Source organism: Cupriavidus sp. GW823-FHT07A04, from assembly GCF_058794615.1.
Genome location: NZ_JBXAHA010000010.1, coordinates 144,066 through 164,696, shown reverse-complemented (window position 1 = coordinate 164,696; position 20,631 = coordinate 144,066). Strand labels below are relative to the sequence as shown.

The 20,631-nt window shown below is 62.0% G+C and carries 19 protein-coding genes; 8 read left to right on the top strand and 11 right to left on the bottom strand.

Annotated elements, in window-relative coordinates:
• Positions 1–98 precede the first annotated feature (98 nt).
• From AC1Q7Q_RS18915 to AC1Q7Q_RS18895, 5 genes are all read right to left on the bottom strand, one after another.
• Positions 99–404 carry a Dabb family protein gene (locus AC1Q7Q_RS18915; RefSeq protein WP_492373125.1) on the bottom strand — a complete coding sequence of 102 codons (306 nt, stop codon included), beginning with the start codon at positions 402–404 and terminating at the stop codon, positions 99–101.
• Positions 405–441: 37 nt separating this feature from the next.
• The gene (locus AC1Q7Q_RS18910) at positions 442–1,299 is read right to left on the bottom strand and encodes an intradiol ring-cleavage dioxygenase (RefSeq protein ID WP_492373179.1); all 858 of its coding nucleotides are present in this window, start codon (positions 1,297–1,299) and stop codon (positions 442–444) included.
• Positions 1,300–1,356: 57 nt separating this feature from the next.
• On the bottom strand, positions 1,357–2,334 hold the full coding sequence (locus tag AC1Q7Q_RS18905; protein ID WP_492373126.1) for an amidohydrolase family protein: 978 nt from the start codon (positions 2,332–2,334) through the stop codon (positions 1,357–1,359).
• Positions 2,335–2,407: 73 nt separating this feature from the next.
• The gene (locus AC1Q7Q_RS18900; protein ID WP_492373127.1) at positions 2,408–3,676 is read right to left on the bottom strand and encodes an acyl-CoA dehydrogenase family protein; all 1,269 of its coding nucleotides are present in this window, start codon (positions 3,674–3,676) and stop codon (positions 2,408–2,410) included.
• Positions 3,677–3,953: 277 nt separating this feature from the next.
• Positions 3,954–4,481, bottom strand: coding sequence for a MarR family winged helix-turn-helix transcriptional regulator (locus AC1Q7Q_RS18895; protein WP_492373128.1), 528 nt, complete (start codon positions 4,479–4,481; stop codon positions 3,954–3,956).
• Between the two features lie 123 nt (positions 4,482–4,604).
• Here AC1Q7Q_RS18895 and AC1Q7Q_RS18890 point away from each other — a divergent pair, with 123 nt between their 5' ends.
• The 3 genes from AC1Q7Q_RS18890 to AC1Q7Q_RS18880 all read left to right on the top strand — a co-directional run bounded on the left by AC1Q7Q_RS18890 (position 4,605) and on the right by AC1Q7Q_RS18880 (position 7,651).
• Positions 4,605–5,153 (top strand): flavin reductase family protein, encoded by a 549-nt coding sequence (locus tag AC1Q7Q_RS18890; RefSeq protein ID WP_492387196.1) that lies wholly within the window; start codon positions 4,605–4,607, stop codon positions 5,151–5,153.
• 32 nt (positions 5,154–5,185) lie between these two features.
• Positions 5,186–6,454 (top strand): MFS transporter, encoded by a 1,269-nt coding sequence (locus AC1Q7Q_RS18885; protein WP_492373129.1) that lies wholly within the window; start codon positions 5,186–5,188, stop codon positions 6,452–6,454.
• A 102-nt stretch (positions 6,455–6,556) separates the two neighbouring features.
• A complete protein-coding gene (locus AC1Q7Q_RS18880; RefSeq protein ID WP_492373130.1) occupies positions 6,557–7,651 on the top strand; it encodes a porin in 1,095 nt (364 codons plus the stop codon).
• Between the two features lie 294 nt (positions 7,652–7,945).
• On the opposite strand, the gene AC1Q7Q_RS18875 is transcribed toward AC1Q7Q_RS18880, so the two are convergent.
• Positions 7,946–8,863, bottom strand: coding sequence for an AraC family transcriptional regulator (locus tag AC1Q7Q_RS18875; protein WP_492373131.1), 918 nt, complete (start codon positions 8,861–8,863; stop codon positions 7,946–7,948).
• 174 nt (positions 8,864–9,037) lie between these two features.
• On the opposite strand from AC1Q7Q_RS18875, the gene AC1Q7Q_RS18870 reads away from it, so the two are divergent.
• The 3 genes from AC1Q7Q_RS18870 to AC1Q7Q_RS18860 are packed head-to-tail and all read left to right on the top strand — an operon-like array spanning position 9,038 to position 12,910.
• Complete coding sequence (locus AC1Q7Q_RS18870) at positions 9,038–10,132, top strand: NADH:flavin oxidoreductase/NADH oxidase (protein WP_492373132.1); 1,095 nt, start codon at positions 9,038–9,040, stop codon at positions 10,130–10,132.
• Positions 10,133–10,179: 47 nt separating this feature from the next.
• Positions 10,180–10,653, top strand: coding sequence for a (2Fe-2S)-binding protein (locus tag AC1Q7Q_RS18865; RefSeq protein WP_492373133.1), 474 nt, complete (start codon positions 10,180–10,182; stop codon positions 10,651–10,653).
• A gap of 10 nt (positions 10,654–10,663) precedes the next feature.
• On the top strand, positions 10,664–12,910 hold the full coding sequence (locus AC1Q7Q_RS18860) for a xanthine dehydrogenase family protein molybdopterin-binding subunit (protein ID WP_492373134.1): 2,247 nt from the start codon (positions 10,664–10,666) through the stop codon (positions 12,908–12,910).
• Positions 12,911–13,109: 199 nt separating this feature from the next.
• Here AC1Q7Q_RS18860 and AC1Q7Q_RS18855 read toward each other — a convergent pair whose 3' ends face one another.
• The 4 genes from AC1Q7Q_RS18855 to AC1Q7Q_RS18840 form a co-directional block, all read right to left on the bottom strand.
• Entirely contained in the window at positions 13,110–14,315 is a 1,206-nt protein-coding gene (locus AC1Q7Q_RS18855) for a porin (RefSeq protein ID WP_492373135.1), read from the bottom strand.
• Between the two features lie 769 nt (positions 14,316–15,084).
• Entirely contained in the window at positions 15,085–15,888 is an 804-nt protein-coding gene (locus AC1Q7Q_RS18850; protein ID WP_492373136.1) for a GntR family transcriptional regulator, read from the bottom strand.
• Positions 15,889–16,223: 335 nt separating this feature from the next.
• Entirely contained in the window at positions 16,224–16,427 is a 204-nt protein-coding gene (locus tag AC1Q7Q_RS18845; RefSeq protein WP_492373137.1) for a hypothetical protein, read from the bottom strand.
• A 346-nt stretch (positions 16,428–16,773) separates the two neighbouring features.
• The gene (locus tag AC1Q7Q_RS18840) at positions 16,774–17,802 is read right to left on the bottom strand and encodes an AraC family transcriptional regulator (protein WP_492373138.1); all 1,029 of its coding nucleotides are present in this window, start codon (positions 17,800–17,802) and stop codon (positions 16,774–16,776) included.
• 126 nt (positions 17,803–17,928) lie between these two features.
• On the opposite strand from AC1Q7Q_RS18840, the gene AC1Q7Q_RS18835 reads away from it, so the two are divergent.
• Complete coding sequence (locus AC1Q7Q_RS18835; protein WP_492373139.1) at positions 17,929–18,840, top strand: TauD/TfdA dioxygenase family protein; 912 nt, start codon at positions 17,929–17,931, stop codon at positions 18,838–18,840.
• 9 nt (positions 18,841–18,849) lie between these two features.
• Positions 18,850–19,410: an RBBP9/YdeN family alpha/beta hydrolase gene (locus AC1Q7Q_RS18830; protein ID WP_492373140.1), complete on the top strand. Its 561-nt coding sequence runs from the start codon at positions 18,850–18,852 to the stop codon at positions 19,408–19,410.
• Positions 19,411–19,630: 220 nt separating this feature from the next.
• Here the strand turns inward: AC1Q7Q_RS18830 and AC1Q7Q_RS18825 are convergent, their stop codons facing one another.
• Complete coding sequence (locus AC1Q7Q_RS18825) at positions 19,631–20,626, bottom strand: Bug family tripartite tricarboxylate transporter substrate binding protein (protein WP_492373141.1); 996 nt, start codon at positions 20,624–20,626, stop codon at positions 19,631–19,633.
• Between the last annotated feature and the right edge of the window lie 5 nt (positions 20,627–20,631).

Below are 20,631 nucleotides of genomic sequence, written 5' to 3'. Positions count from 1 at the left end.
GTCACGATACGCAAGGGACGTGCCGATTAGCGTGCCCATTCTGCCGAACCATTGATGTACCTTGGTGACCATCTCGGTGATGGCCGGCTCGCTTCCTTTCAGTTGGGAACGGCGTAGTCCACCTGCTGTCGCCAAATACGGACACCCTCCAGTGCGTCGCGCACTGCGGTATGGGCGGGGTGATCGGCATAGGCGCGCAACGCGGACACAGACTCGAAATCGGACAGCAGCACGACATCAGCGGCGTAGTCGATACGGCTGATGTCCACGCCAACCTCGATTTGCAGCAGCCCGGGAACGCGGCCGGCCAGGCTCTCGAACTGGCGCCTCACCAGTTCGCAGGCGGCCTGGCGTTCGGCGTCGCTGCCGGCCGCGACCTTCCACATGACTATATGACGGATCATGCGCGGCTCCTGAAAGGTGGAATCACTGTGACGGGAATTAGCATCGGTTGAGGACAAAGTCATGGTGCAAGGTGTAGTAGGGTTGATCCAGTTCAGACCCGTCGGGGGCGATGCCGGGCGGGTGCGAGATCCAGTTGGAGACTAGGGTCGAACGGACACCGAACACGGCATCTGAGTCGAGATACGGGCCATCGCTGCGGAAGATATGTGTGATCAGCCGCTCATAGCTTTCGGCTTCGATCTTGAAGTGCAGGTGCGCCGGCCGCCACGGATGACGCTCCAGAGCCTGCAGCATGCGGCCTACAGGACCGTCATAGGGAATCGGATAAGGCACGGCCAGGATCGAGCGGAAATGGAAAGCACCCGTGGCATCCGTGCGGACCCTGCCCCTGCCCTGAAGGTGATCGAGCCCGGCACGCTGGACATCGTAGAAGCCTTCGTCATCGGATTGCCAGACTGCCACTTCCGCGCCGGCGACCGGTTCGCCGCCGAGTCCCCTGACGGTCCCGGAAACGAAGCACGGGATGCCACGGGCTCCATTGGCGATATCCCCGCCGTTCTCCACGACGGGCGAGTCTTCCACGTAGAACGGGCCGAATACCGTGGCCTCGGTGCAGCCAGGCGGTTTGCGGTTGTTCAATGCAGTCACCAGCGTGGAGAGACCCAGTGTGTCGGAGAGCAGGATGAACTCCTGGCGCTTGTCGTCGCACATCTGGCCGGTTTCGGTCAGGAAGCGGATCCCTTGATGCCACTCCGCTTCCGTCAACTCCACTTCACGGGCAAATTCGTGGAGGTGCTTGACCAGACTCTCCATAATCTTGACCAGGCGCGGATTCCCCGACCGGTTGGCTGCGAGCACGGCCTGGGTGATGCTGACTTCGTCGATGTCTTTCATTGTCACCATGATCCCGATGAAGGTGTCGTGGCGTCCGCAGCGGCGGACGCCCACCGGCTACTTCAGTTTGAACAGCTTGATGGCATTGCCGCGGCCGATCTTCTCGCGATCCGCCTCGCTGATACTCGCGTGGTCAAACCACTTCGCGGCATGATCGACGTTCTCGAATGGCCAGTCCGTCGAGAACAGGATGCGGTCCGCGCCGACCTCCAGAATGGCATCGATCAGCGTCTGGTTGTGGAAATTGCCGGATGTGGTCAGATGGAAGTTCCGTTGGAAATAGTGGCGGAAGCTCTCCTGCGCGGGATAAGACTTGGGGGTGTCGACCCAGGCATTGCGGTTGTCCATGCGCCACAGGCTGTACGGCAGTCCCTCGCCCAGGTGGCCGAGGACGATCTGCAACGCGGGATGCCGGTCGAACAGACCGGAAGCCATCAGGCGCAAGGCGTGGACCGCGGTCTCCTGCCCGAATGCCCACGTCGGACCCAGCAGCCAGGGGTGACCTTCGTAGATCTGGGCCCATGATGCGATCGGGTTGCGCGGATGCAGGTAAAACGGCACATCCAGTTTTTCCACGGCAGCCCAGAACGACGCGTATTGCGGCGCGTCGTAGTAGACGACGTTCTCGGGTGAATCGATCTGCGAGAAGCCGTTGACCAGCGCCCCGCGCATGCCCAAATCCCGGATGCAGCGCGTGAGCTCCGTCGTGGCGAAGTCCGGATCCTGCAGTGGCAGTGCCGCCAGCCCCTGGAACCGGTCTGGACGCCGCGCCACCTGCTCCGCCAGAAAATCGTTGGCACGGACTGCCAGCTCGCACGCCTTCTTGCGATCGGGGATCGCCTGAATCGCTGGCGCATTCAGGGACAACAGCATCATCTCCATGCCGTTCTCGTCCATCTGCCGCAGGCGGTCATCCTGGATGTCGAGCAGCCGCCGGCTCAATTCCTTCCAATAGTCGCCAGGGACGAAGCCGGCGGAGTCGTTGAGCGTCTCGGGAATGGCGAAATGCTCTTCCAGTCCAATCTTTCCTTGCATGGTGTTCCTTATTGTCGAATCTAAGGTCCCGGGATAGGTCCGGTGAACGTGAGGGAGGCGTCGTCGATGCGGCTCAGTACTGCCCCTTGGCCTCCAGGCCAAGCAAATGCTGGCCGGCCATTGAAGACACCGCATCCCAATTCAGGCTGATGTGCTTGGCGATGGCATTGCCGTCACGCCAGAGGCGCTGGATCGGCTGCGACAGCGCCAGGCCGTTGCCGCCCGTGTTGTCGAAAATGGCATTGATCGAATCGCGAGCGAGCCGCGCGGCGAAGGCATGGTCGAGTCGGTTGCGGATACGTGTATCAACGTCGATTTCCTGGCCAGCCAGGGCAAGTCGCTCTACTTCGGCCACGTCGCGATAGATCAGCAGGCGGGCGGCATCAATCATCGCCGATGCTTCTGCGACCCGAGACTGGACCGGGAAAAACTCTGCAAGGCGGCTGCCTCCCCCCGCCACCGCGCCACGCGTGACGCGCGAGCCCGCGGCGGCAAGGAAGGCATCGATAGCGCCTTGCGCCGCGCCCAGTATCGGCGACACCAGACACACCGGCAGCGCCGACAAGAAAGGGATGCGGTAAAGCGGATTGGTGTTCACCACCGCGCCGGGCGGCAGGTTAGATGAGGCCTGAGCGAATGTCAGCTTCCGATGAGCCGGCACCAGTGTGGGGACCTTGATGTCGACAGCCTTGGAGCCGGTGCCCGCCTGGCCGGCCGTGAACCAGTCGTCATGGATTGTCCATTGCTCACGCGGGACGAGCAGGAACCCAGCATGTGGCACCGGTGTCTCGTCGTCCGGCGCGAACTGCACGCCGATCAACGCCCACTGGGAATTGTCGATATTCGAAGCCCAGTGCCATCTGCCCGCGACGACGTAGCCGTCCTGAACGCGCTCGGCCTTTACCGTCGGGGCATAGGAGCCGCACACGATAGCATCCGGATTGGTACCCCAGACGTCCTCCTGAGCCTGAGCCGGAAAAGTGCCGAGAAGCCACTGGTGGACGCTGCCCAACGAGCAGCCCCAGGCCGACGAGGGGCAGCCTCGCCCGAGCTCGCTGATGATGTCCACGAACGCCGAGAAACCGTACTCGTAGCCGCCGAAGCGCGCAGGCTGCATGAGCCGGAAGAAGCCTGCGTCGCGAAAGAGCGCCGTGGCCTCTTCGGAGACGCGCCGTGCCTCTTCAGTCCGCTGGGCATGCGGCCTCAGGAAGCCTTCAGAGATCTCCCTGGCGCGCTCCATCAACCTGGAGAGCTCGGGCGCACTCGCCACTGGCGAGTGCCTGCCTGGGGCGCCTGCCGCATCCACGCGGGAGGCCTGGGTGGGGTTGGGGGAATCGTTCATCGCTGCACTCGTTTCGGGACATGGCGTCGTTGCCTGCCTGAAATCTACGTCCAGTTATTTGCAAACGCAAATATTTTGACGTAAGGAGTTACCCTAGTTCGAGTGCTTTTCCAGAAAGTGAATGCGGCGTTGCGCCGCATCAGCACCAGGGAAAGCTGGAATTTGGCGCCAACATAGGGGATTCCCCCTTAGGAAAAACCCCGAGGCAAGAATTCTGCTCAGAGCAGGCGCGAGAATCTATACTCTTAATTAACTTGCAAACGCAAATATATAGATGCTAGCCGGCAAGCGGCGAAAGGTTGGAATACATGCGTACTAGCATCTGCTTGAGCACCTTAACTTCCTCCGCGCTGAAGCCAGCGATGACCACCCTTTCGAACAAGGCGCCAAGCGGGATGGTCTGGGAAGCGAGCTGGGCACCCGGGGCAAGCAGTTGAATTTTGATCGAACGCGCATCCGCAGTGTCGCGGCGGCGGGCAACCAGGCCCTTCTCCTCGAGCGAAGTGATCAGGCGCGACAGCGTGGAGACGTCGATGCTGGTGTGCTCCGCGAGCTCAACAATGGCCTGCTCGTCGCGGTGCGAGAGTGAGGCGAGTACGCGGTAACCGGGCAACGTAATGTCGAACTGCCGCAGGTACTTCGAGAAGGCTACGCCAATGCCTACACCAGCACGATTGAGGAGATACGGCACCGATTGCTCTAGGTCGAATCCCTCCGGAACCGCAGCAATAGCAGGCTCGATGCCCCGGGATTTCGGCTTCGCTTCTCGAACAACGGACTGAGTACTTTTTTTGGTCGGCTTCATGCTGGCGGGTCGGTGGCTGTCCATACAGCGTCGCAGTGTCGGTGCGAAGCGAATTTTAGCATGCACATGCATGTAAGCCTGAGCGGCACCACCGTTTCGGGAACAAACTCTGAGGAGACTATCATGAGCTGGGAAAGTGCATGGGCCACTTCGCCGGGCGATCTGCCGAACGGCAAACTAGCAGCGCCGGACTTCGATCCGCGCGATCTGCGCAACGCATTGGGGCGCTTTGCTACCGGGGTATGCCTGATCACAACCATGGGATCCGACGGCAAGCGCGAGGGCCTGACCGCGAATTCATTCAGCTCCGTTTCGCTGGAGCCGCCCATCGTCCTGTGGAGCTTGCGTCGGGGCGCTGGCAGCCTGGCCACGTTTATTACCGCAGAACACTTCTGCATCAACGTGCTGCATGCCGATCAGATCGATATCTCCCGCCACTTCTGCCGGCCCCAAATGGACAAGTTCACGGAAATCGAGGACGCATTCGATAGCGGAATCGGGAGCCTGCCCACGCTCAAGGGAGCGCTGGCGACGTTCGAATGCAAGCGCATCTCCCACCAGGTCGTGGGCGATCACGTGATCTTCTACGGCCTCGTGCAGCGCTACACCTACTGCGATGCGAATCCCCTCGCCTTCCACGCTGGCAACTATGCCTGCCTGCAACCGGCTTGATGCCGCCATCGGCCCTTTACCTGGATAGAACCATGGACCGTACAAGTACTTCGTTGGCGGGGACGCGAGTGGCCACGCGCGCAGTTCCCGGTGAGGTTGCCTTCTGGTGCGCCCTCGTTGCACTGCTGGATGGATTTGATACGCAGGCCATCGCCTATGTCGCCCCCGTGCTCGCAGAGGCCTGGCGCATTCCTGCGGCATCTTTCGGCCTGGTGTTCGCGGCTGGCTTGCTGGGTCTGACCGTCGGCACACTCTTCGTCGGACCCTATGCCGACAAGATTGGCCGAAGGCCCGTGATCATTGGGTCGACTATCGTATTTGGCGGCTTCGCCCTGGCGACGGCCTACGCCGGCTCCATCGAGCAGGTGCTGGTGCTGCGCTTCCTGACCGGCATCGGGCTGGGCGGAGCCATGCCGAATCTGATTGCCCTGACCTCGGAGGTGTCGTCACCCACAGCCAGGGCGCGTATGGTGACCATCATGTTTTCGGGCTATCCGCTCGGGGCCGTGGTTGGCGGCTTCGTCAGCGCCGCGCTGATCGGGAAGTTTGGCTGGCAAGTCGTTTTCTACCTTGGTGGCGGATTACCGCTGCTGGTGGCCCTGGGTCTGCTTCTGCGGCTCCCCGAGTCTCCGAGCTTCGGCGCCATGTCGCAAAAGACCATCACGCAAGAGCCGACCTCCGGCGTAGTAACTCCCCCAAGCGTATCCGAGCTGTTCCGGAGCGACCACCGCCGGACCACGCTTCTGGTTTGGCTCGCCTACTTCTGCACGCTGTTGGTTGTGTTCACGATGACGGCCTGGCTTCCGACGCTCCTCAAGCAACGGGGGATGAGCGTGTCGCTTTCCATCGTTACCACTGCGCTCCTGAACCTGGGCGGGGTAGTGGGCGGCGCCCTGCTAAGTGCGTCCGTTCGTCGTTTCCACCCTTTGTCACTGATCGCTGCGTCATACGCGGCCGCCGTGTTCGGAATCATCGTCGTCGCGGCAAGCGGTGGCAACGGCCAGTTGCTCATGATCGCAACCTTCCTGACGGGTGCCGGCCTGGTCGGCTCGCAACTCCTGATGAACGGGGTCGTAACGGAACTCTATCCGACGCGCATTCGCGTTACCGCGGTGGGATGGGCTCTTGGCGTGGGGCGCGTCGGAACGGTGCTGGGGCCCTTGATTGGCGGGTTCCTCCTGTCACAAGGGTGGAGCTATCTGGCCATGGTCGCCTGGATGGCCGCGCCAACAGCAGTCGCAGCCCTGGCCGCACTCCTGCTTCGCCGGCAGGCCGCGGCCAAGCGCGAACACGCTGCTTGACACTTCTCTGAGTAAGCAATGACGCAGTAACACACTGGTCGGCCACCGCGCCGGCCTGGGTCACTGCGTGCCTAAATCAACTAGAACAAGAATGGAGGAGACATGAAATTCAGCATTCTGGCGGCCAGCGTGGCCTTTGCAGTGCCTTGCGCCGTCAAAGCGCAAAATGTGACGCTATACGGCGTGGTCGACACTGGCATCGAGTACGTGAATCACATAGGCGCAGGCAACAGCAGCGTGGCGCGCATGGACAATCTGTCCGGCACGGTGCCCTCGCGATGGGGCATGCGCGGTACCGAAGATCTCGGCAGCGGCCTTAAGGCCGCGTTCGCGCTCGAATCAGGCTTTGCGCCAGACTCAGGTGTGTCGAACCAGGGCGGCAGGCTGTTTGGGCGTCAGGCTTGGGTGGGCCTTACCGGAGCGTGGGGCCAAGTAGCACTTGGGCGGCAGTACACCATGCTGTTCTGGTCGACGCTCGACGCCGACATGCTGGGACCGAACACGTTCGGCTCCTCGTCTCTGGACAGCTACCTGCCGAATGCTCGCGCGGACAACGCCGTCTCATACAAGGGCACGTTTGGAGGCGTGACACTTGGCGCAACCTACAGTTTCGGGCGAGACGGCGCCAATGCTGGGCCAGGACCGGCCGGCACCAACTGCGCCGGCGAGAATCCCGCCGATCACCTCGCTTGCAGAGAGTGGTCGGCGCTGCTGAAGTACGATGCAAAAGCATGGGGCGCAGGCGTGGCCTATGATTCGCTACGTGGCGCGCCAGGGGCGTTCGCAGGTCTTACCAGCAGCGGGCTGAAAGACGATCGCCTGTCGGTCAACGGCTACGCCAATATCGGCGTGGCCAAGCTGGGCGGAGGCTGGATCCGGCGCGACAACAATGGCAGTACTTCCACGCCCCTCAGCGATCTCTGGTACGGCGGCATCTCGTACGCCGTGACACCGGCATTCAGTGTCGACGGTGAGGTTTTCCACCTGCGCTACCACAGCAGCGCCAATAAGGCCTGGCTATACGCGGCGCGCGGAACGTACGCGTTCTCCAAGCGGACCTCCGTGTACGCAACGGCTGGCTTCATCGACAACCGGGGGAGCCTGGCCTTGTCGGTCAGTTCGGGGGCGACGGGGTCGAATCCGGCGCCGGGCGGCAATCAACTCGGCGCCATGTTTGGCGTGAAGCATATCTTCTGAGGGGTGAATGACAGATGAGAAGAGCGGGCTCTCGCGCCAGCTCCTCTCGCTTCGGCTTCAGCAATCATTATTGGTGAACCCAGGGGGGCTTCTTGGCTGCGACGACTGCAGTTGCCCGATCCAACCATTGCGAGCACCGAACCGCGCAACCATTCTCGGTCATTTGCTCCGCAGCGAAGACCAGCTTTAGAGACGACCGCACGGTCATTCGCCAACGCGCCATGAAAAGCGACTTTCCAATCGCTCGTGGGCCTACCAAATGGGCGCCCATGCCAACACGACTGTGTTTGCTTTTCACCCAATGCGCAGCCGCTGAATATCACGCAATGGAGGCGCGCCGAAAAGGCGTGCATATTCTCGACTGAACTGTGATGCACTTTCATACCCAACTTGCAGGCTTGCACTTCCCGCGTCGAGGTTTTGGCTGAACATGAGCTGACGCGCCTGCTGGAGACGCAATTGCTTCTGGTACTGGAGCGGGCTCGTGCCAGTGATGGCGCGAAAATGCTGCCGAAACGTAGATGGGCTCATGTGCGCAGTCGCCGCAAGTTTGTCGACGTGCAGAGTCTGAGCGAAATTCAACTTGAGCCAGGCCACCGCCCTGGCGATCTGTTGACTCGGTGAACCTGTCGCTACCAGCTTTCGAAGTGCCGGGCCATTGCCTCCCGCCAGCAGGCGTACGGCGATCTCCCGTTGAATCAACAAGGAGACTTGGGGTATCAGCTTTGGCTCATCGAGCAATCGAACGAGGCGGATCAACGCATCCAGAACGTGCGCCTCAAGGTCACTGAATGAAATTGCCCGGTCCGAACTCTCCTTCGGGGGCTGCGCCAATTCCATCTCGGCCGCCAGTTGCACGATGACGCGCGGATCCATGGCCAGCATCAGGCCAAGAAACGGAGCGGCCGGCGTAGCTATGGTCACATTTGACACGACCGGCAGGTCGATAGTGGTCAACATGGATTGCCCGGGACCATAGTTGAATACGTCATCACCGAGCATGACCTGCTTGCCGCCCTGAGCGACAACACCCAGGCCGAACCCGTAGATGCACGGCATGGGTTCTGCGGCGGCACTCCTGCGGTGGAGAGTCAAGCCTGAAATTGCAGTGGAGTAGTCGCCATCGCTTTGGGCAACCCGGCTGATTGCCTCCACGAGGGCATCAATGCCCGCAGCCTTGACGGGAATACTCTTGCTGTCGCTCGCGTTCATCGTCCTTTTCGGCCCTCGGTTTGCTGCTCGGAGTCTAGCACCGGGCCGAAGCCAACCTACCCTGATGGCGCGCTATTCGTCGAATTGTGCAAAAAGTGGCGCAAATCTGGCAAACGGTTTCGACGCCTGATCCCTCAAACTGGCTCCCGTTGATGCTTACCCGGAGCTTTCCCGATGCCGTCCCTTTTCTCGTCCTACACCTTGAAGGGCGTCACCCTTCGTAATCGTATCGTCGCCTCCCCCATGTGCCAGTACATGGCTGAGGATGGGCACCTCAACGACTGGCACCAAAGTCACTATGCGACGCTGGCCCGCGGCGGCGCTGGACTCGTCATCGTTGAAGCCACGGCCGTGTCGCCGGAGGGACGGATCACGCCTGGCGATGTGGGCCTGTGGGGTGATTCTCACATTGCAGGCCTCGCATCTGCGGCCAAGGCCATCAAGGCCGGCGGCGCCGTAGCGGGTATCCAGATTGGCCACGCCGGTCGCAAAGCCGGCTGCACTCCGCCCTGGGAGGGCGGTGCGCCGCTGAACGAGAAGGACCCGCGAGCCTGGCAACCGGTGGCGCCAAGCGCGTTGCCCTTCATGCCCGCCAGTGCGCATACGCCACGCGAGATGCGCGTTGAGGACATCCAAGACACGCAGCAGCACTTCGTAGATGCCGCACGCCGCGCCCTGCAGGCTGGATTCCAGTGGCTGGAACTTCATTTTGCCCATGGCTTTCTCGGGCAGAACTTCCTGTCCACTCACTCCAATGCGCGGGACGACCACTACGGCGGCTCGCTGGAGAATCGCGCCCGCTTTCTGATCGAGACAGTGGCCGCAGTGAGGAAGGTATGGCCGGAAAACCTTCCGCTAACTGCGCGCCTGGGTGTTGTGGAATTTGACGGCCGCGAAGACGAAACGCTCACGGATTCCGTTCAGGTCCTGAAGTGGCTCAAGGATGCCGGCCTGGATCTCGTCGACGCGGGACTTGCCCTGTCGACCTCGGAAGAACAAGTGCCATGGGGGCCCAATTTCTTGGTGCCCTACGCACAACGGATTCGCGCGCAAACCGGTCTGCCAGTTGCAACGAGCTGGCAGATCACCAGCGCGCAAGAGGCCGACACCTTTGTTCGTGAGGGGCAACTGGACCTCGTCTTCTTAGCGCGTACCCTGCTGGCGAATCCGCATTGGCCTTTCCATGCGGCGCGCGATCTCAAGCTCGAGAATGCGGCGTCGGTGCTGCCCACACCCTACGCCTTCTGGTTGCAGAACTGGGCCAACTGAGATCGGCACGCTCGCGCGAATGAAAGTCTACGGAGAATCGAACCAGCATGAGCAAACTCAACGTCAACGGCCGTGAGCACACGGTAGACGCCGATCCCGGCACGCCCATTCTATGGGCCCTACGCGACACACTTGGCATGACCGGCACGAAGTTCGGCTGCGGTGCCGCGTTGTGCGGCGCTTGCACCGTGCATCTGGACGGGCAAGCCATCCGCTCGTGCATCACGCCGATCTCAGCCGCTGAGGGCAAGAAGATTGGCACCATCGAGGCCGCCACCGATGGCAGCGACCGGCTCGGAACCGCTGTGCATGCGGCGTGGGTCAAGCACGACGTGGCGCAGTGCGGTTACTGCCAGAGCGGGCAGATCATGAGCGCTATCGCCTTTCTGAAATCGCTACCTCGCGGCAAGCAACCAACCGCCGCCGAGATCGATGCCGCCATGGCGGGCAATATCTGCCGATGTGGCACCTACGCCCGCATCCGCGCCGCGGTGGCCGATGCCGCCAAGTCCGTCGCCTGAAGGAGCCGCCATGTTGCCCAAATTTGACTACAGCGAAATGCCGCGCGCCCTTCTGCATATGCTGGAGCGAGACCACGCCGACAACGCCGCCAGGCTGTCGCGCCGTAGCTTCCTGAAACTGACGGGCACTGCCGGCCTGGCGCTCGGTGCCTTCCCGCATCTGGCGATAGGGCAAGCTACCGGAAACGGCCAGGCTACGAATGCCCTGAAGCCGACGCAGCAGCCCTTGGCCTTCGTGCAGATTTCCCCAAATGGCGAAGTCATGGTGACCATCAACCGGCTTGAGTTCGGCCAAGGCGTACAGACCGCATTGCCGATGATTCTCGCCGAGGAGTTGGACGCCGACTGGAACCTGGTGCGTAGCCGGCACGGCTCGAACGACGCGGCCTTCGTCGACCCGCTATTCGGCATTCACCTTACCGGTGGCTCCCATTCGGTCAAGAACAGCTTCACGCAGTACCGAGAACTCGGTGCGCGTGCCCGCGCGATGTTGCTTTCTGCCGCGGCAGCACGCTGGAACATGGACGTGTCGACGCTGCGTACCCGGGCCGGGACCGTGCTGGGCCCGGGCAGCAGGAAGCTGACCTACGGCGAGCTCGCCGAGGCCGCCATGGCCCTGCCCGTGCCCGAGAACGTCACCCTCAAGAACCCGCAGGACTTCCGCATTATTGGGCGCCCCACGACACGCCTCGACGCGCGCGCCAAGAGCAGTGGGCGTCAGGACTTCGGCATTGACGTGCATCTCCCTGGTCAGCTCACCGCTGTGGTGGCGCATCCGCCAGTGTTCGGCGCCCGGCTGAACACGATGGACGATAGCGCCGCGCGCGCCGTCAAAGGGGTGAGGGCCGTGCTGCGCGTGCCGCTGGACCGCGGCGGCGAAGGCATTGCGGTGGTGGCCGACGGCTACTGGCCTGCCAAGCAGGGGCGCGACGCACTGAAGTTGCAGTGGGATACGGGCGCGGTGGAAAAGGTGGACAGCGAACGGTTGCTGGCCCAGTACCGCGACCTGGCCCGTCGTCCCGGGCCGCGCCAGTTCGACGCCGACATGGCATCCCTGGCCACCGCTGCGCACCAGCTCGAAGCCGAGTTCGTGTTCCCCTACCTGGCCCACGCACCGATGGAGCCGCTGAACTGCACCGTCCAACTGTCTGACGGGCATGCCGAACTGTGGGTCGGCACCCAGTGCCCGGGTCTCGACGGTATCGCCGCCGCGCGTGCGCTGGATCTCAAGCCCGAGCAGGTGAAGATCCATGTGCAAATGGCGGGGGGCGGCTTTGGCCGGCGTTTCGTGGGCACCAGCGACTATGTGGTCGAGGCCTGCGAGGTCGCGAAGGCCGCTCGCGCCGCCGGCATGAACGCGCCGGTGCGCACGCTCTGGAGCCGCGAGGACGACATAAAAGGCGGCTACTACCGCCCCATGCACCTGCACCGCGCGCGCATCGGCTTCGATGAGCGCGGCAAGGTGCTGGCCTGGGACCACGTCATCGTTGGTCAATCCATCACGACCGGGACTGTGTTCGGGGAATTCCAGATAAAGAACGGCATCGACGCCACGGCCACGGAGGGTATGCGTGCTCCCTACCCGCTACCGATGCGCCTGACTGTTCACCACCCCAAGCTAAACGTACCGGTTCTGTGGTGGCGCAGCGTGGGTTCCACCCATACCGCATACGTCATGGAAACCTTGCTGGACGAGATTGCGCGCGCCACCAAACAGGATCCGGTGGCGTACCGCATGGGCCTGTTCAGTGACAAGAATCCGCGGCACCGCGCCGCATTGCAACTGGCGGTGGACAAGAGCGGCTACGGCAAGAAGCAATTGCCTTCGGGCCGCGCCTGGGGTGTCGCTGTTCACGAGTCCTTCGACTCAGTGGTGGCCTACGTCGTGGAGGCCGCGGTGCGGGATGGCCGTCCGGTGCTGCACCGCGTTACCGCTGGCGTGCATTGCAACCTGGTAGTGAATCCTCGGACGGTGGAGGCGCAGGTGCAAGGTGCGGCGGTCATGGCTCTGTCCATGTGCATGGCAGGCTCGGCCATCACGCTAAAGGACGGCATCGTCGAGCAAAGCAATTTCGGCGACTTCACCGTGGCGCGCATCACGGATACCCCCGCATTCGATGTCCACATCGTGCCCAGCGCCGACCCACCCACCGGCATGGGCGAACCGGGCCTGCCGCCGCTCGCACCAGCGTTTGCCAACGCCATTGCACGCCTCACCGGCAAGCCCCAGCGGCAGTTGCCCTTCAACTTGGCCTGACCGGACGTTATTGGGAGATTCCGGTCTCCTCTGTGTGCACACCCCGCTGGGCTGATCTGGCAGACGCCGGGGCTGCACGTCTGCCAGATCGCTTGGGCATCGTTTCGTCTTGCCCACCGTGCTTGCTTGCCGCTCTCGATGTTCTTCTTTCGACATCCCACCTTCAGAACACATCTGCAGCGAATTCTCAAACAGGCTCTCAGAACTTGTGGCGAATGCCTGCGGCGACACCGAGCATATTGCTTTGGCCGCTGGCAAGCGTGTAGCTATTGCCAAGGGAAAGGCTGTTCGCGTAGGCGATCATCGCGGAATCCAGTCCCAGGCCCGCGTTCTTTGCATATGCCGTGGTCAAGTAGACATCAGTCCGCTTGGAGAGGGCGTAGTCGGCGATGAAAGCAACTTGCCATGGGTTCGGGGTCGACGTGTTCGCGAAAAAGCGCTTGACGTGGTCATAGTTGTATTCGAGCGTCAGGCCAAGCGCCGGCGTCACCTGGTAGTTGGCGCCGATCCAGTAGAGGTCGTCGCGTTCAAGCAGGCTGCCATTCTGGTCCCTGTTCTGGCCCCAGCGGTAGCCGCCCATGATCTTTGCCTGGCCAAACGCATAGCTTCCCGCGATCGTCGCCTTCTTGAAGCTTCCACTCCCGAGGACAGCAGCATTCAAGGGGTTCGAAACGGTGGGATTGAACTGGTCGTAAGCAACAGCCACGCCGACAGGGCCGGCAATGTAGGTCAAAGCCGCACCATAGGCGGTATCGCGACGGAACTGGCCAGGGACTTCACCGTTGCCGCCTAGAAGCGGGCCATTGGCCACCGTCGTCGGCAACGCCAGGCCGGTACCGAAGGACCAGTGTGCCAGTGCGGTGACCGGGCCGAACCGACCTGTGTACTTGATGGTGTTGTCCTCGCGGAAGTTCGCGCCTGTCAGCATCACGATCGGTTCATACTGCGTGGCAAAGGCTGCGGGTACAAAGTTTGCCAGGCCTTCGAACATCGACGTGTACTGACGGCCAAAAGTCAGTTGGCCAAACTGCGAGCTTTGCATGCCCACATAGGCTTGGCGACCGAACAGGCGGCCGCCCTGCTGCGACGTGCCGGCATCCAGGTTAAAGCCGCTCTCCAAGACAAAAATGGAATTCAGCCCGTTGCCGAGATCTTCCACGCCACGCAAGCCCCAACGCGATCCAGACAGGCCGCCAGAGTCCATTCGGTAGACATTGTTTGACGGGCCCGCATTGAACTTGTTGGCTGCACTGGGCACCGCGCCAACATGGCTAGCAAATTCGACGTTCATATCCGCCACGCCATAAAGCGTCACGCTGCTCTGTGCGTATGCGCCGCCGGTGCAGATTGCGCCCGCAGCGATGAGTGCACCATGAAACTTGCTCCGCTTGCTGAATGATCCCATTGTCTCTTCTCCTTTGGTTTATTTCTGCGCCCCTGGCGTCCTCGTTGACCCGTGGCACCGCGACTACGGCAACGCCATGGGAGTGGGGTCGCGTACTAGATCCACTAGATCGAACGTCACATTCGCTGCCGCGATCACAGCGAACGAAGCGTTCGTGTCCAGCCCGGCTGTCCATAGGCCGGCCATCGCCACCAGAGAATCTCCGCGCGGGTCATCTTGTTCGATCCGCATCATGAAACGTTCGATCACATCCAGCGCGCTTCAGTAGCGTTCCTTACCGATCAATGCCCTATTCCGGCCTCGGGTGCAGGCAATGATATCAGCCAGAAATCTTTCTTGTCGACATAAATAACATTGACTGAAATGCGTTGAACGCCGCGAGCGCGCGCAGTTGGCCTTCGCGCGGCTCTGAGGCGACCCCGCGGTCACTGCTATGCTTATTCATTGGGAGATTGCCCTGAGGTGGCGCGCATCGGCAGGTGCTTTGGCTCGTTCTCCCGCGTGCGCAGCAGGTGAATAAGCAGCCGGTCTTGCCGGCGCCGAGGAGCCCGTGCCGTTCTGAGGAATTCGATTCGGGTAAAGCCCCGTTCAACACACAGCGGCGCTTGAGACTCTGCTAACCCGCGCTGATTTCTCCCATTGGCACAGCCGCAGCCTCGCGGGAGCCATACTTGCGAGCAGATATCGCGATCTTCGCTGGCAGCCTGCCGATAGAGAGGATAACTGGAGAGCGATGGCGGGCAGTCTTGCCCGCGCGCGCTTGGAAGGCCTACGCCGGCACAGCGCTGCGGCCGGCAGCGCCGCCCTTGCCTTTCTGGACGCCGGATGACAGGGCACGGACGGCTGCTTCGCGGGAATTTCCGATGCGCTTGTGCGCGGTCTGCAAGACCGCTTCGATGTCCCGCTTGATTACAGCGCGCTGCAGAGCACGCCAGGTCTTGAAGGAATTCTCCAGCGAGCCGGGATGGGCTGCGAGCCCCAGCCGCACATAGCGCAGGACCCGCAGCGAGATAGAGTTCAGCACCTCCCCTACCAGCCGGTTGCTGGACAGATCTGCCATGGCCATGTTTGCCAGGAAGGTCACGCTGATATAGGCGTCTACCGATTCCTCGGCGGCCTTGCTGAACTGCGGAATGAATTGCTCGAACAACGCTTCCAGCGCGTCCGCACGCTCTTCCATCAACTGCCTGAGCAGGATCTCGAACAGCGCGTCCCGCACGACGTAGATATCCCGCAGGTCCTGGGCATTGGGCTCGGTGACGATGGCGCCGCGCCGGGGACGGAACTCAATCAAGCGCTCCCGCTCCAGAATGCGCAAGGCCTCGCGCACAGGAGCGCGGCTGACCGCCAGGACCTCGCTGATGTCTTTCTCCAGCAAGCGCTGGCCTGCGTGGATCACGTCGATCGTAATCAGGCCCGCCAGCCGTACCGCAATCTGGTCAGCTACGGATGCCGACCAGTCGCGTCCATGCATAAGCGCCTGCTCGACAGCCAGCGTGACCGGATTCTGCGGTGTTTGCGGTGCAAGCAGCGACTGCAATTCCGGCGTGTTGGTAGTCTTGAGCCTGCCCATGAGTGGTAAGTCCTTCCGATGATTGGGGAACGGGTCGGGTGCTGCCCTTGGTCGGCATTGCACCGCTTGCAGCGCCCGAGATCTTACCTTACGTGGCGAATCGGGCAGATTGCGGATACTGCCAGAGCCAACGGGACCATTGATCCTGGCAGCCGCGCGTTCCCAAAACGACAAGGGCCTGCGCAGGACGACGTCCTTGCAGGCTCGCTACGGGCCCCCGGTACATCGGGCCGCCGCAGAAACAGGGGGCCGCACGCCAGGGCAGAGACAGGGGAAGCGGAGCCAGCAAGGAGGCGCTTGACGCCCGCCGTCGCTCGCGTATTCCGATACCGCGCCTACTCGTCGGCTCCGGGAAGCGCATCGATGTTCAGGTATTTGCGCACGACGTACCCGTCATGTTCCCACGCAATCAGATCGGTCAACAGCATCGCTGCCGTGGCATAGGACAGCCGCTCGGCGAGCCAGCAGAATCCCATGCAGATCGCCCCGCCCATCCGATGGAGGTACGGGCCATTACCGGCTGGCTGATCGTCTTTCATTGTGATATCTCCCCTCGCCCATGTTCTGCGCGCACGGCCCGCAGAACATGGAAGCTTGTCACCCTGGCATCCAAGCATGCGCGGCGCTTTCCGATGGCGCTCCAGGAAAGGCGTGCCGTCCCCATGATACGGTATTTTATTTTTGTCGACAATATAAGCGCTAGCCCGCACCGGTTCCACTGAGGGTTCCGCAGAGCCTGTGGGGTCACTGAAGGTTGCTCGAACGCCTATTCGCCACGCGCCGCGCGCCGCGCGGCTGGCCAGACGGAAGCCCTGCGGAATCCGGAAAAGAGAGCGTCAATACAAGACATGGCCTGACGCGGATTACGCTCTGCCAGGGTTATGCTCAGGTCGGTGCCGTCTGCCGGCGCAATGTGCCGCGCGCTGCCCTGCTCTCCTTGGGGCTGCAGCCAAATTGCACGTGATACCAGCGCGAGAATCCGCTCGGCGCGGAAAAACCGAGCAGGGTCGCCACCTCCGTCAACGGACGATCGCTCTCGGTGACATGGCGTATGGCGAGTTCCGTACGAACGTCGTTAACGATCGACGAGAAGCTCTGCCCGTGTTCCGCCAGCCGGCGCTGGACCGTGCGGCACACCACGCCCAGATGCTCCGCAACCTGTTCGATGCTGCAGCGCCCGCTGGGCAACAGCAGCAGGATCATGCGCCGCACATCCTCAAGCATTGTCGCCTGCTGCGACAGGGCTGACGCGTCTATCAGCCGCTGCGCGTAGCGCCCCATGGCCGGATCCGCGGACGGGTTGCGTGCATCGAGATCGGCCTTTGCGCAGATAATGCAATTGAAGTCATAGTTGAATTCGACGCAAGGGCCAAAAAACCGCCGGTGGATACTCAGATCGCGCGGCGCGGGGTGCTCAAAGCAAACACGCCGCGGCTCCCAGTCGGGCTTGTGGAGCTGACGTATCAACCGCACCATGACACCAAGCGCCAGCTCAACCCTTTGACGCGTGGGTTGATGTGCGCTGCCAGCCACTACCACCTCGCGAATAATGACCAGTCCATCGCACTCCTCGATCGCCAGCGACAGCGCACTGTTGAGCGACGCTTGATAGCGCACCAGCATGTGAAGCGACTCACGCAGGGTCGCCTGGTCGCGGATCAGCAATCCTACCGCCCCAAGATTGGACAATAGGCGCGACTCGGCCATGCACAGCCCGAAACTCTCGTTGCCTGACATGGTTGCGGACGCCTGAAGCAGCCGTCCGACACGTTCGACGGGAATCATGATGTCCGGCTCGCTCAGTACGCTCGGACTCAACCCCGCATCAAAGAGCATCCGCACTGGGTCCAGTCCAGCGGCTCTGGCGACCTCGTTGTAGTTGGTGAGGGCCGCGGCGCGGACAAGTGACGACATTAGAGTACTGAGTAGGACATTGGCATGGAATGATAAATGCCTGTCATGTACTGTCAAGCGGGAGATACCCGCGACATCCAGACTCGCAAGGATCGATCGGCCAAACCGACAATCGGAGACACGCTCATGATTCAACACCTCAAGGCGGCACCCGCAGTGGTCCGCGCAACCTCTCTAGGCAACTCGATCCGGGTCGAGCCCATCACTTGCACGATCGGTGCGGAACTCAGCAACGTCAACCTGGGCGCGGCTGCCGAGGACGACCAACAGATGGCGGAGATTCGGGCGCTGCTCCTGAAACATCGCGTGGTGTTCTTCCGCGACCAGGACATCACGCGCGCGCAGCACGTGGCCTTTGCGCGCCGCTTCGGTGAGCTGGAGGACCATCCAGTGGTAGGCAGCCATCCCGATTACCCAGGACTGGTTCAGATCTATAAGACCCCGGACAGCCCCCCCGAACGCAACGAGAATTCCTGGCATACCGATGCCACCTGGCGCGAAAAGCCTCCGATGGGCTGCGTGCTGCGCTGCGTCGAATGCCCGCCAGTGGGCGGTGACACGATGTGGGTCAACATGGTCGAGGCTTACAACCAGTTGCCCGAGGATATCAAGACGAAGATCGCCTCATTGCGCGCGCGCCACAGCATCGAGGCGAGCTTCGGTGCCGCGATGCCGATCGAAAAGCGTCTTGCGCTGAAGGCTCAGTACCCGGACGCCGAACACCCGGTTGTGCGCATCCATCCCGAAACCGGAGAGAAAGTGCTGTTCGTCAATGGAAGCTTTACGACGCACTTCACAAATTTCAATGTGCCGGCCAACGTGCGCTTCGGGCTGGACAAGGCGCCGGGTGCCGGCAATTTGCTTAGCTACCTGGTCAGCCAGGCCAACATCCCCGAATACCAAGTGCGTTTTCGTTGGAAGAAGAACAGCGTTGCATTCTGGGACAACCGTTCCACCCAGCACTACGCAGTGATGGATTATCCACCGTGCCACCGAAAGATGGAGCGTACCGCCATCATCGGTGACGCGCCTTACTGAAAGATCGACATGACCTCTACGGCACCGACCGTTCTCATCGTCCCTGGCCTGCGTGACCATGTGCCGGAACACTGGCAAACCCTGCTGGCGGCGACGCTGCCTCGCGTCGTCAGCGTCGCTCCGCTTGAGCAAGACAAGCTGAGTTGCGCTGCTCGCGTCGACGCGATCGATCGCGCTTTGGCCACCATCGAGGGGCCGGTGATCATCGTGGCGCACAGCGCAGGCGCGATGATGGTCGCCCATTGGGCCGCCCGAGGCGCCACACGGGAGATCCTCGGCGCACTGCTCGCGGCGCCCGCGGACCTCGAAACGTCTATGCCGGCAGGCTATCCGACGCTCGGCACGCTGAGCGACCACGGCTGGCTGCCGATCCCTCGCGGCACATTGCCGTTTCCGAGCATCGTTGCGGCGAGCAGCAACGATCCCCTGACGCGCCTCGATCGCGCCCGTGGCCTGGCGAAGGCGTGGGGCAGCCGCTTTGTCGAACTCGGCGAGGTCGGGCATCTGAATCCCGCTTCAGGCTATGGCGAGTGGCCGCAAGCCAAAGCGTTCATTCGCGAACTCTCGTGACCGAACCGGCGGCGGAATGCCGCCGGCCGGGAAAAAAAGAGCGGGCCCGCGGGATTTGAAGATGGCGGCGCCCGCTATAAACGATCAGCCAGACTCGACGACCGCGATCCGTATCCGTAACTGACGGACGAGCCAGATCGACGATGCCGCATACACTGGCCAACGACTGCGCAAAGGCCATTCGGACTGCAATGGCGAGTTTGCGCAGAATAATCGCTTATTAATCCGGCTGGTAGTTAATGGACTTCAGCAGCGCGGCCTGTTGCTGGTATGCCTGCTTCAGGTCCGCCATCAACTCTTCCGACGTAGCGGCGCCCCCCTGCTCCATCCCCATGTCCTTGACGTGGTTCTGCACCGCGGGTTGCTTGAAATACGCCAGTGTTATCTCGCGGATTTTCTCCTGGATTGCCGGAGCGACGTCCGGGCGGGACCACACTGCGAACCACCCTGCTTGCGCCAGTTGCGGGTAGCCGAGCTCCTTGAAAGTCGGCACATCCGGCAATTCGGCAATCCGGGTCGGATAGTTCAAGGCAATCGCCTTGATCTTTCCCGCTTTGATCAGCGGCAACGAGGTAGTCACCCCATCGAACATCAGGGGCACATGACCACCCATCAGGTCGTTCAACGCCGGGGGCGAGCCTTTGTAGCCCACATGCCGCATTGGTACATGCGTGAGCTGCCCGAGCAGGATGCCCGAGGTGTGGCCCTTCAATCCCGTAGCATAGGACGCGAAAACGATACCGTCCTTCTGCGACTTGCCGTAGTCCACCAACTGCTTCAGGTTGGAGATGGGCACATCCTTGTTGGCAACCAGCACCAGCCCCGTGCGACTGATCTGGGCCAGGGGCTTCAGGTCCGTAAAAGGCTTGTAATGGACCTTGTAGGCCAACGGCGCCTCGCTCACGACACCGCCCTGGATAACCAGGAAGGTATAGCCATCCTTGCCGTTGGACTGCAAATCGCTGATCGCCAGCGCACCGGCGGCACCAGCCTTGTTTTCTACGATGACGGGCTTGCTCAATTTTTGCTGCAGGCCTTGCGCCAGCAGCCGGGCCAAGGCGTCAGCACTACCGCCGGCAGGCCCCGCCACCACCAGACGGATCGGCTTGCTGGGCCAAGCCTCCTGGGCCTGGGCCACGGACATGCCCCCGGCGACACCAACACCGATTACCAAGGCGCAACCGCGCCACCCCAAGTGATTGGCCTGCTTCTTCATGTCTA

Bases quoted from the DNA above. Each gene is read 5' to 3' on its own strand.
- AC1Q7Q_RS18900 (WP_492373127.1), bottom strand. From the start codon at position 3,676: ATGAACGATTCCCCCAACCCCACCCAGGCCTCCCGCGTGGATGCGGCA.
- AC1Q7Q_RS18840 (WP_492373138.1), bottom strand. From the start codon at position 17,802: ATGTCGTCACTTGTCCGCGCCGCGGCCCTCACCAACTACAACGAGGTC.
- AC1Q7Q_RS18830 (WP_492373140.1), top strand. From the start codon at position 18,850: ATGACCTCTACGGCACCGACCGTTCTCATCGTCCCTGGCCTGCGTGAC.
- AC1Q7Q_RS18870 (WP_492373132.1), top strand. From the start codon at position 9,038: ATGCCGTCCCTTTTCTCGTCCTACACCTTGAAGGGCGTCACCCTTCGT.
- AC1Q7Q_RS18895 (WP_492373128.1), bottom strand. From the start codon at position 4,481: ATGAAGCCGACCAAAAAAAGTACTCAGTCCGTTGTTCGAGAAGCGAAG.
- AC1Q7Q_RS18905 (WP_492373126.1), bottom strand. From the start codon at position 2,334: ATGCAAGGAAAGATTGGACTGGAAGAGCATTTCGCCATTCCCGAGACG.
- AC1Q7Q_RS18835 (WP_492373139.1), top strand. From the start codon at position 17,929: ATGATTCAACACCTCAAGGCGGCACCCGCAGTGGTCCGCGCAACCTCT.
- AC1Q7Q_RS18860 (WP_492373134.1), top strand. From the start codon at position 10,664: ATGTTGCCCAAATTTGACTACAGCGAAATGCCGCGCGCCCTTCTGCAT.
- AC1Q7Q_RS18885 (WP_492373129.1), top strand. From the start codon at position 5,186: ATGGACCGTACAAGTACTTCGTTGGCGGGGACGCGAGTGGCCACGCGC.
- AC1Q7Q_RS18880 (WP_492373130.1), top strand. From the start codon at position 6,557: ATGAAATTCAGCATTCTGGCGGCCAGCGTGGCCTTTGCAGTGCCTTGC.
- AC1Q7Q_RS18845 (WP_492373137.1), bottom strand. From the start codon at position 16,427: ATGAAAGACGATCAGCCAGCCGGTAATGGCCCGTACCTCCATCGGATG.
- AC1Q7Q_RS18850 (WP_492373136.1), bottom strand. From the start codon at position 15,888: ATGGGCAGGCTCAAGACTACCAACACGCCGGAATTGCAGTCGCTGCTT.
- AC1Q7Q_RS18890 (WP_492387196.1), top strand. From the start codon at position 4,605: ATGAGCTGGGAAAGTGCATGGGCCACTTCGCCGGGCGATCTGCCGAAC.
- AC1Q7Q_RS18855 (WP_492373135.1), bottom strand. From the start codon at position 14,315: ATGGGATCATTCAGCAAGCGGAGCAAGTTTCATGGTGCACTCATCGCT.
- AC1Q7Q_RS18915 (WP_492373125.1), bottom strand. From the start codon at position 404: ATGATCCGTCATATAGTCATGTGGAAGGTCGCGGCCGGCAGCGACGCC.
- AC1Q7Q_RS18875 (WP_492373131.1), bottom strand. From the start codon at position 8,863: ATGAACGCGAGCGACAGCAAGAGTATTCCCGTCAAGGCTGCGGGCATT.
- AC1Q7Q_RS18865 (WP_492373133.1), top strand. From the start codon at position 10,180: ATGAGCAAACTCAACGTCAACGGCCGTGAGCACACGGTAGACGCCGAT.
- AC1Q7Q_RS18825 (WP_492373141.1), bottom strand. From the start codon at position 20,626: ATGAAGAAGCAGGCCAATCACTTGGGGTGGCGCGGTTGCGCCTTGGTA.
- AC1Q7Q_RS18910 (WP_492373179.1), bottom strand. From the start codon at position 1,299: ATGAAAGACATCGACGAAGTCAGCATCACCCAGGCCGTGCTCGCAGCC.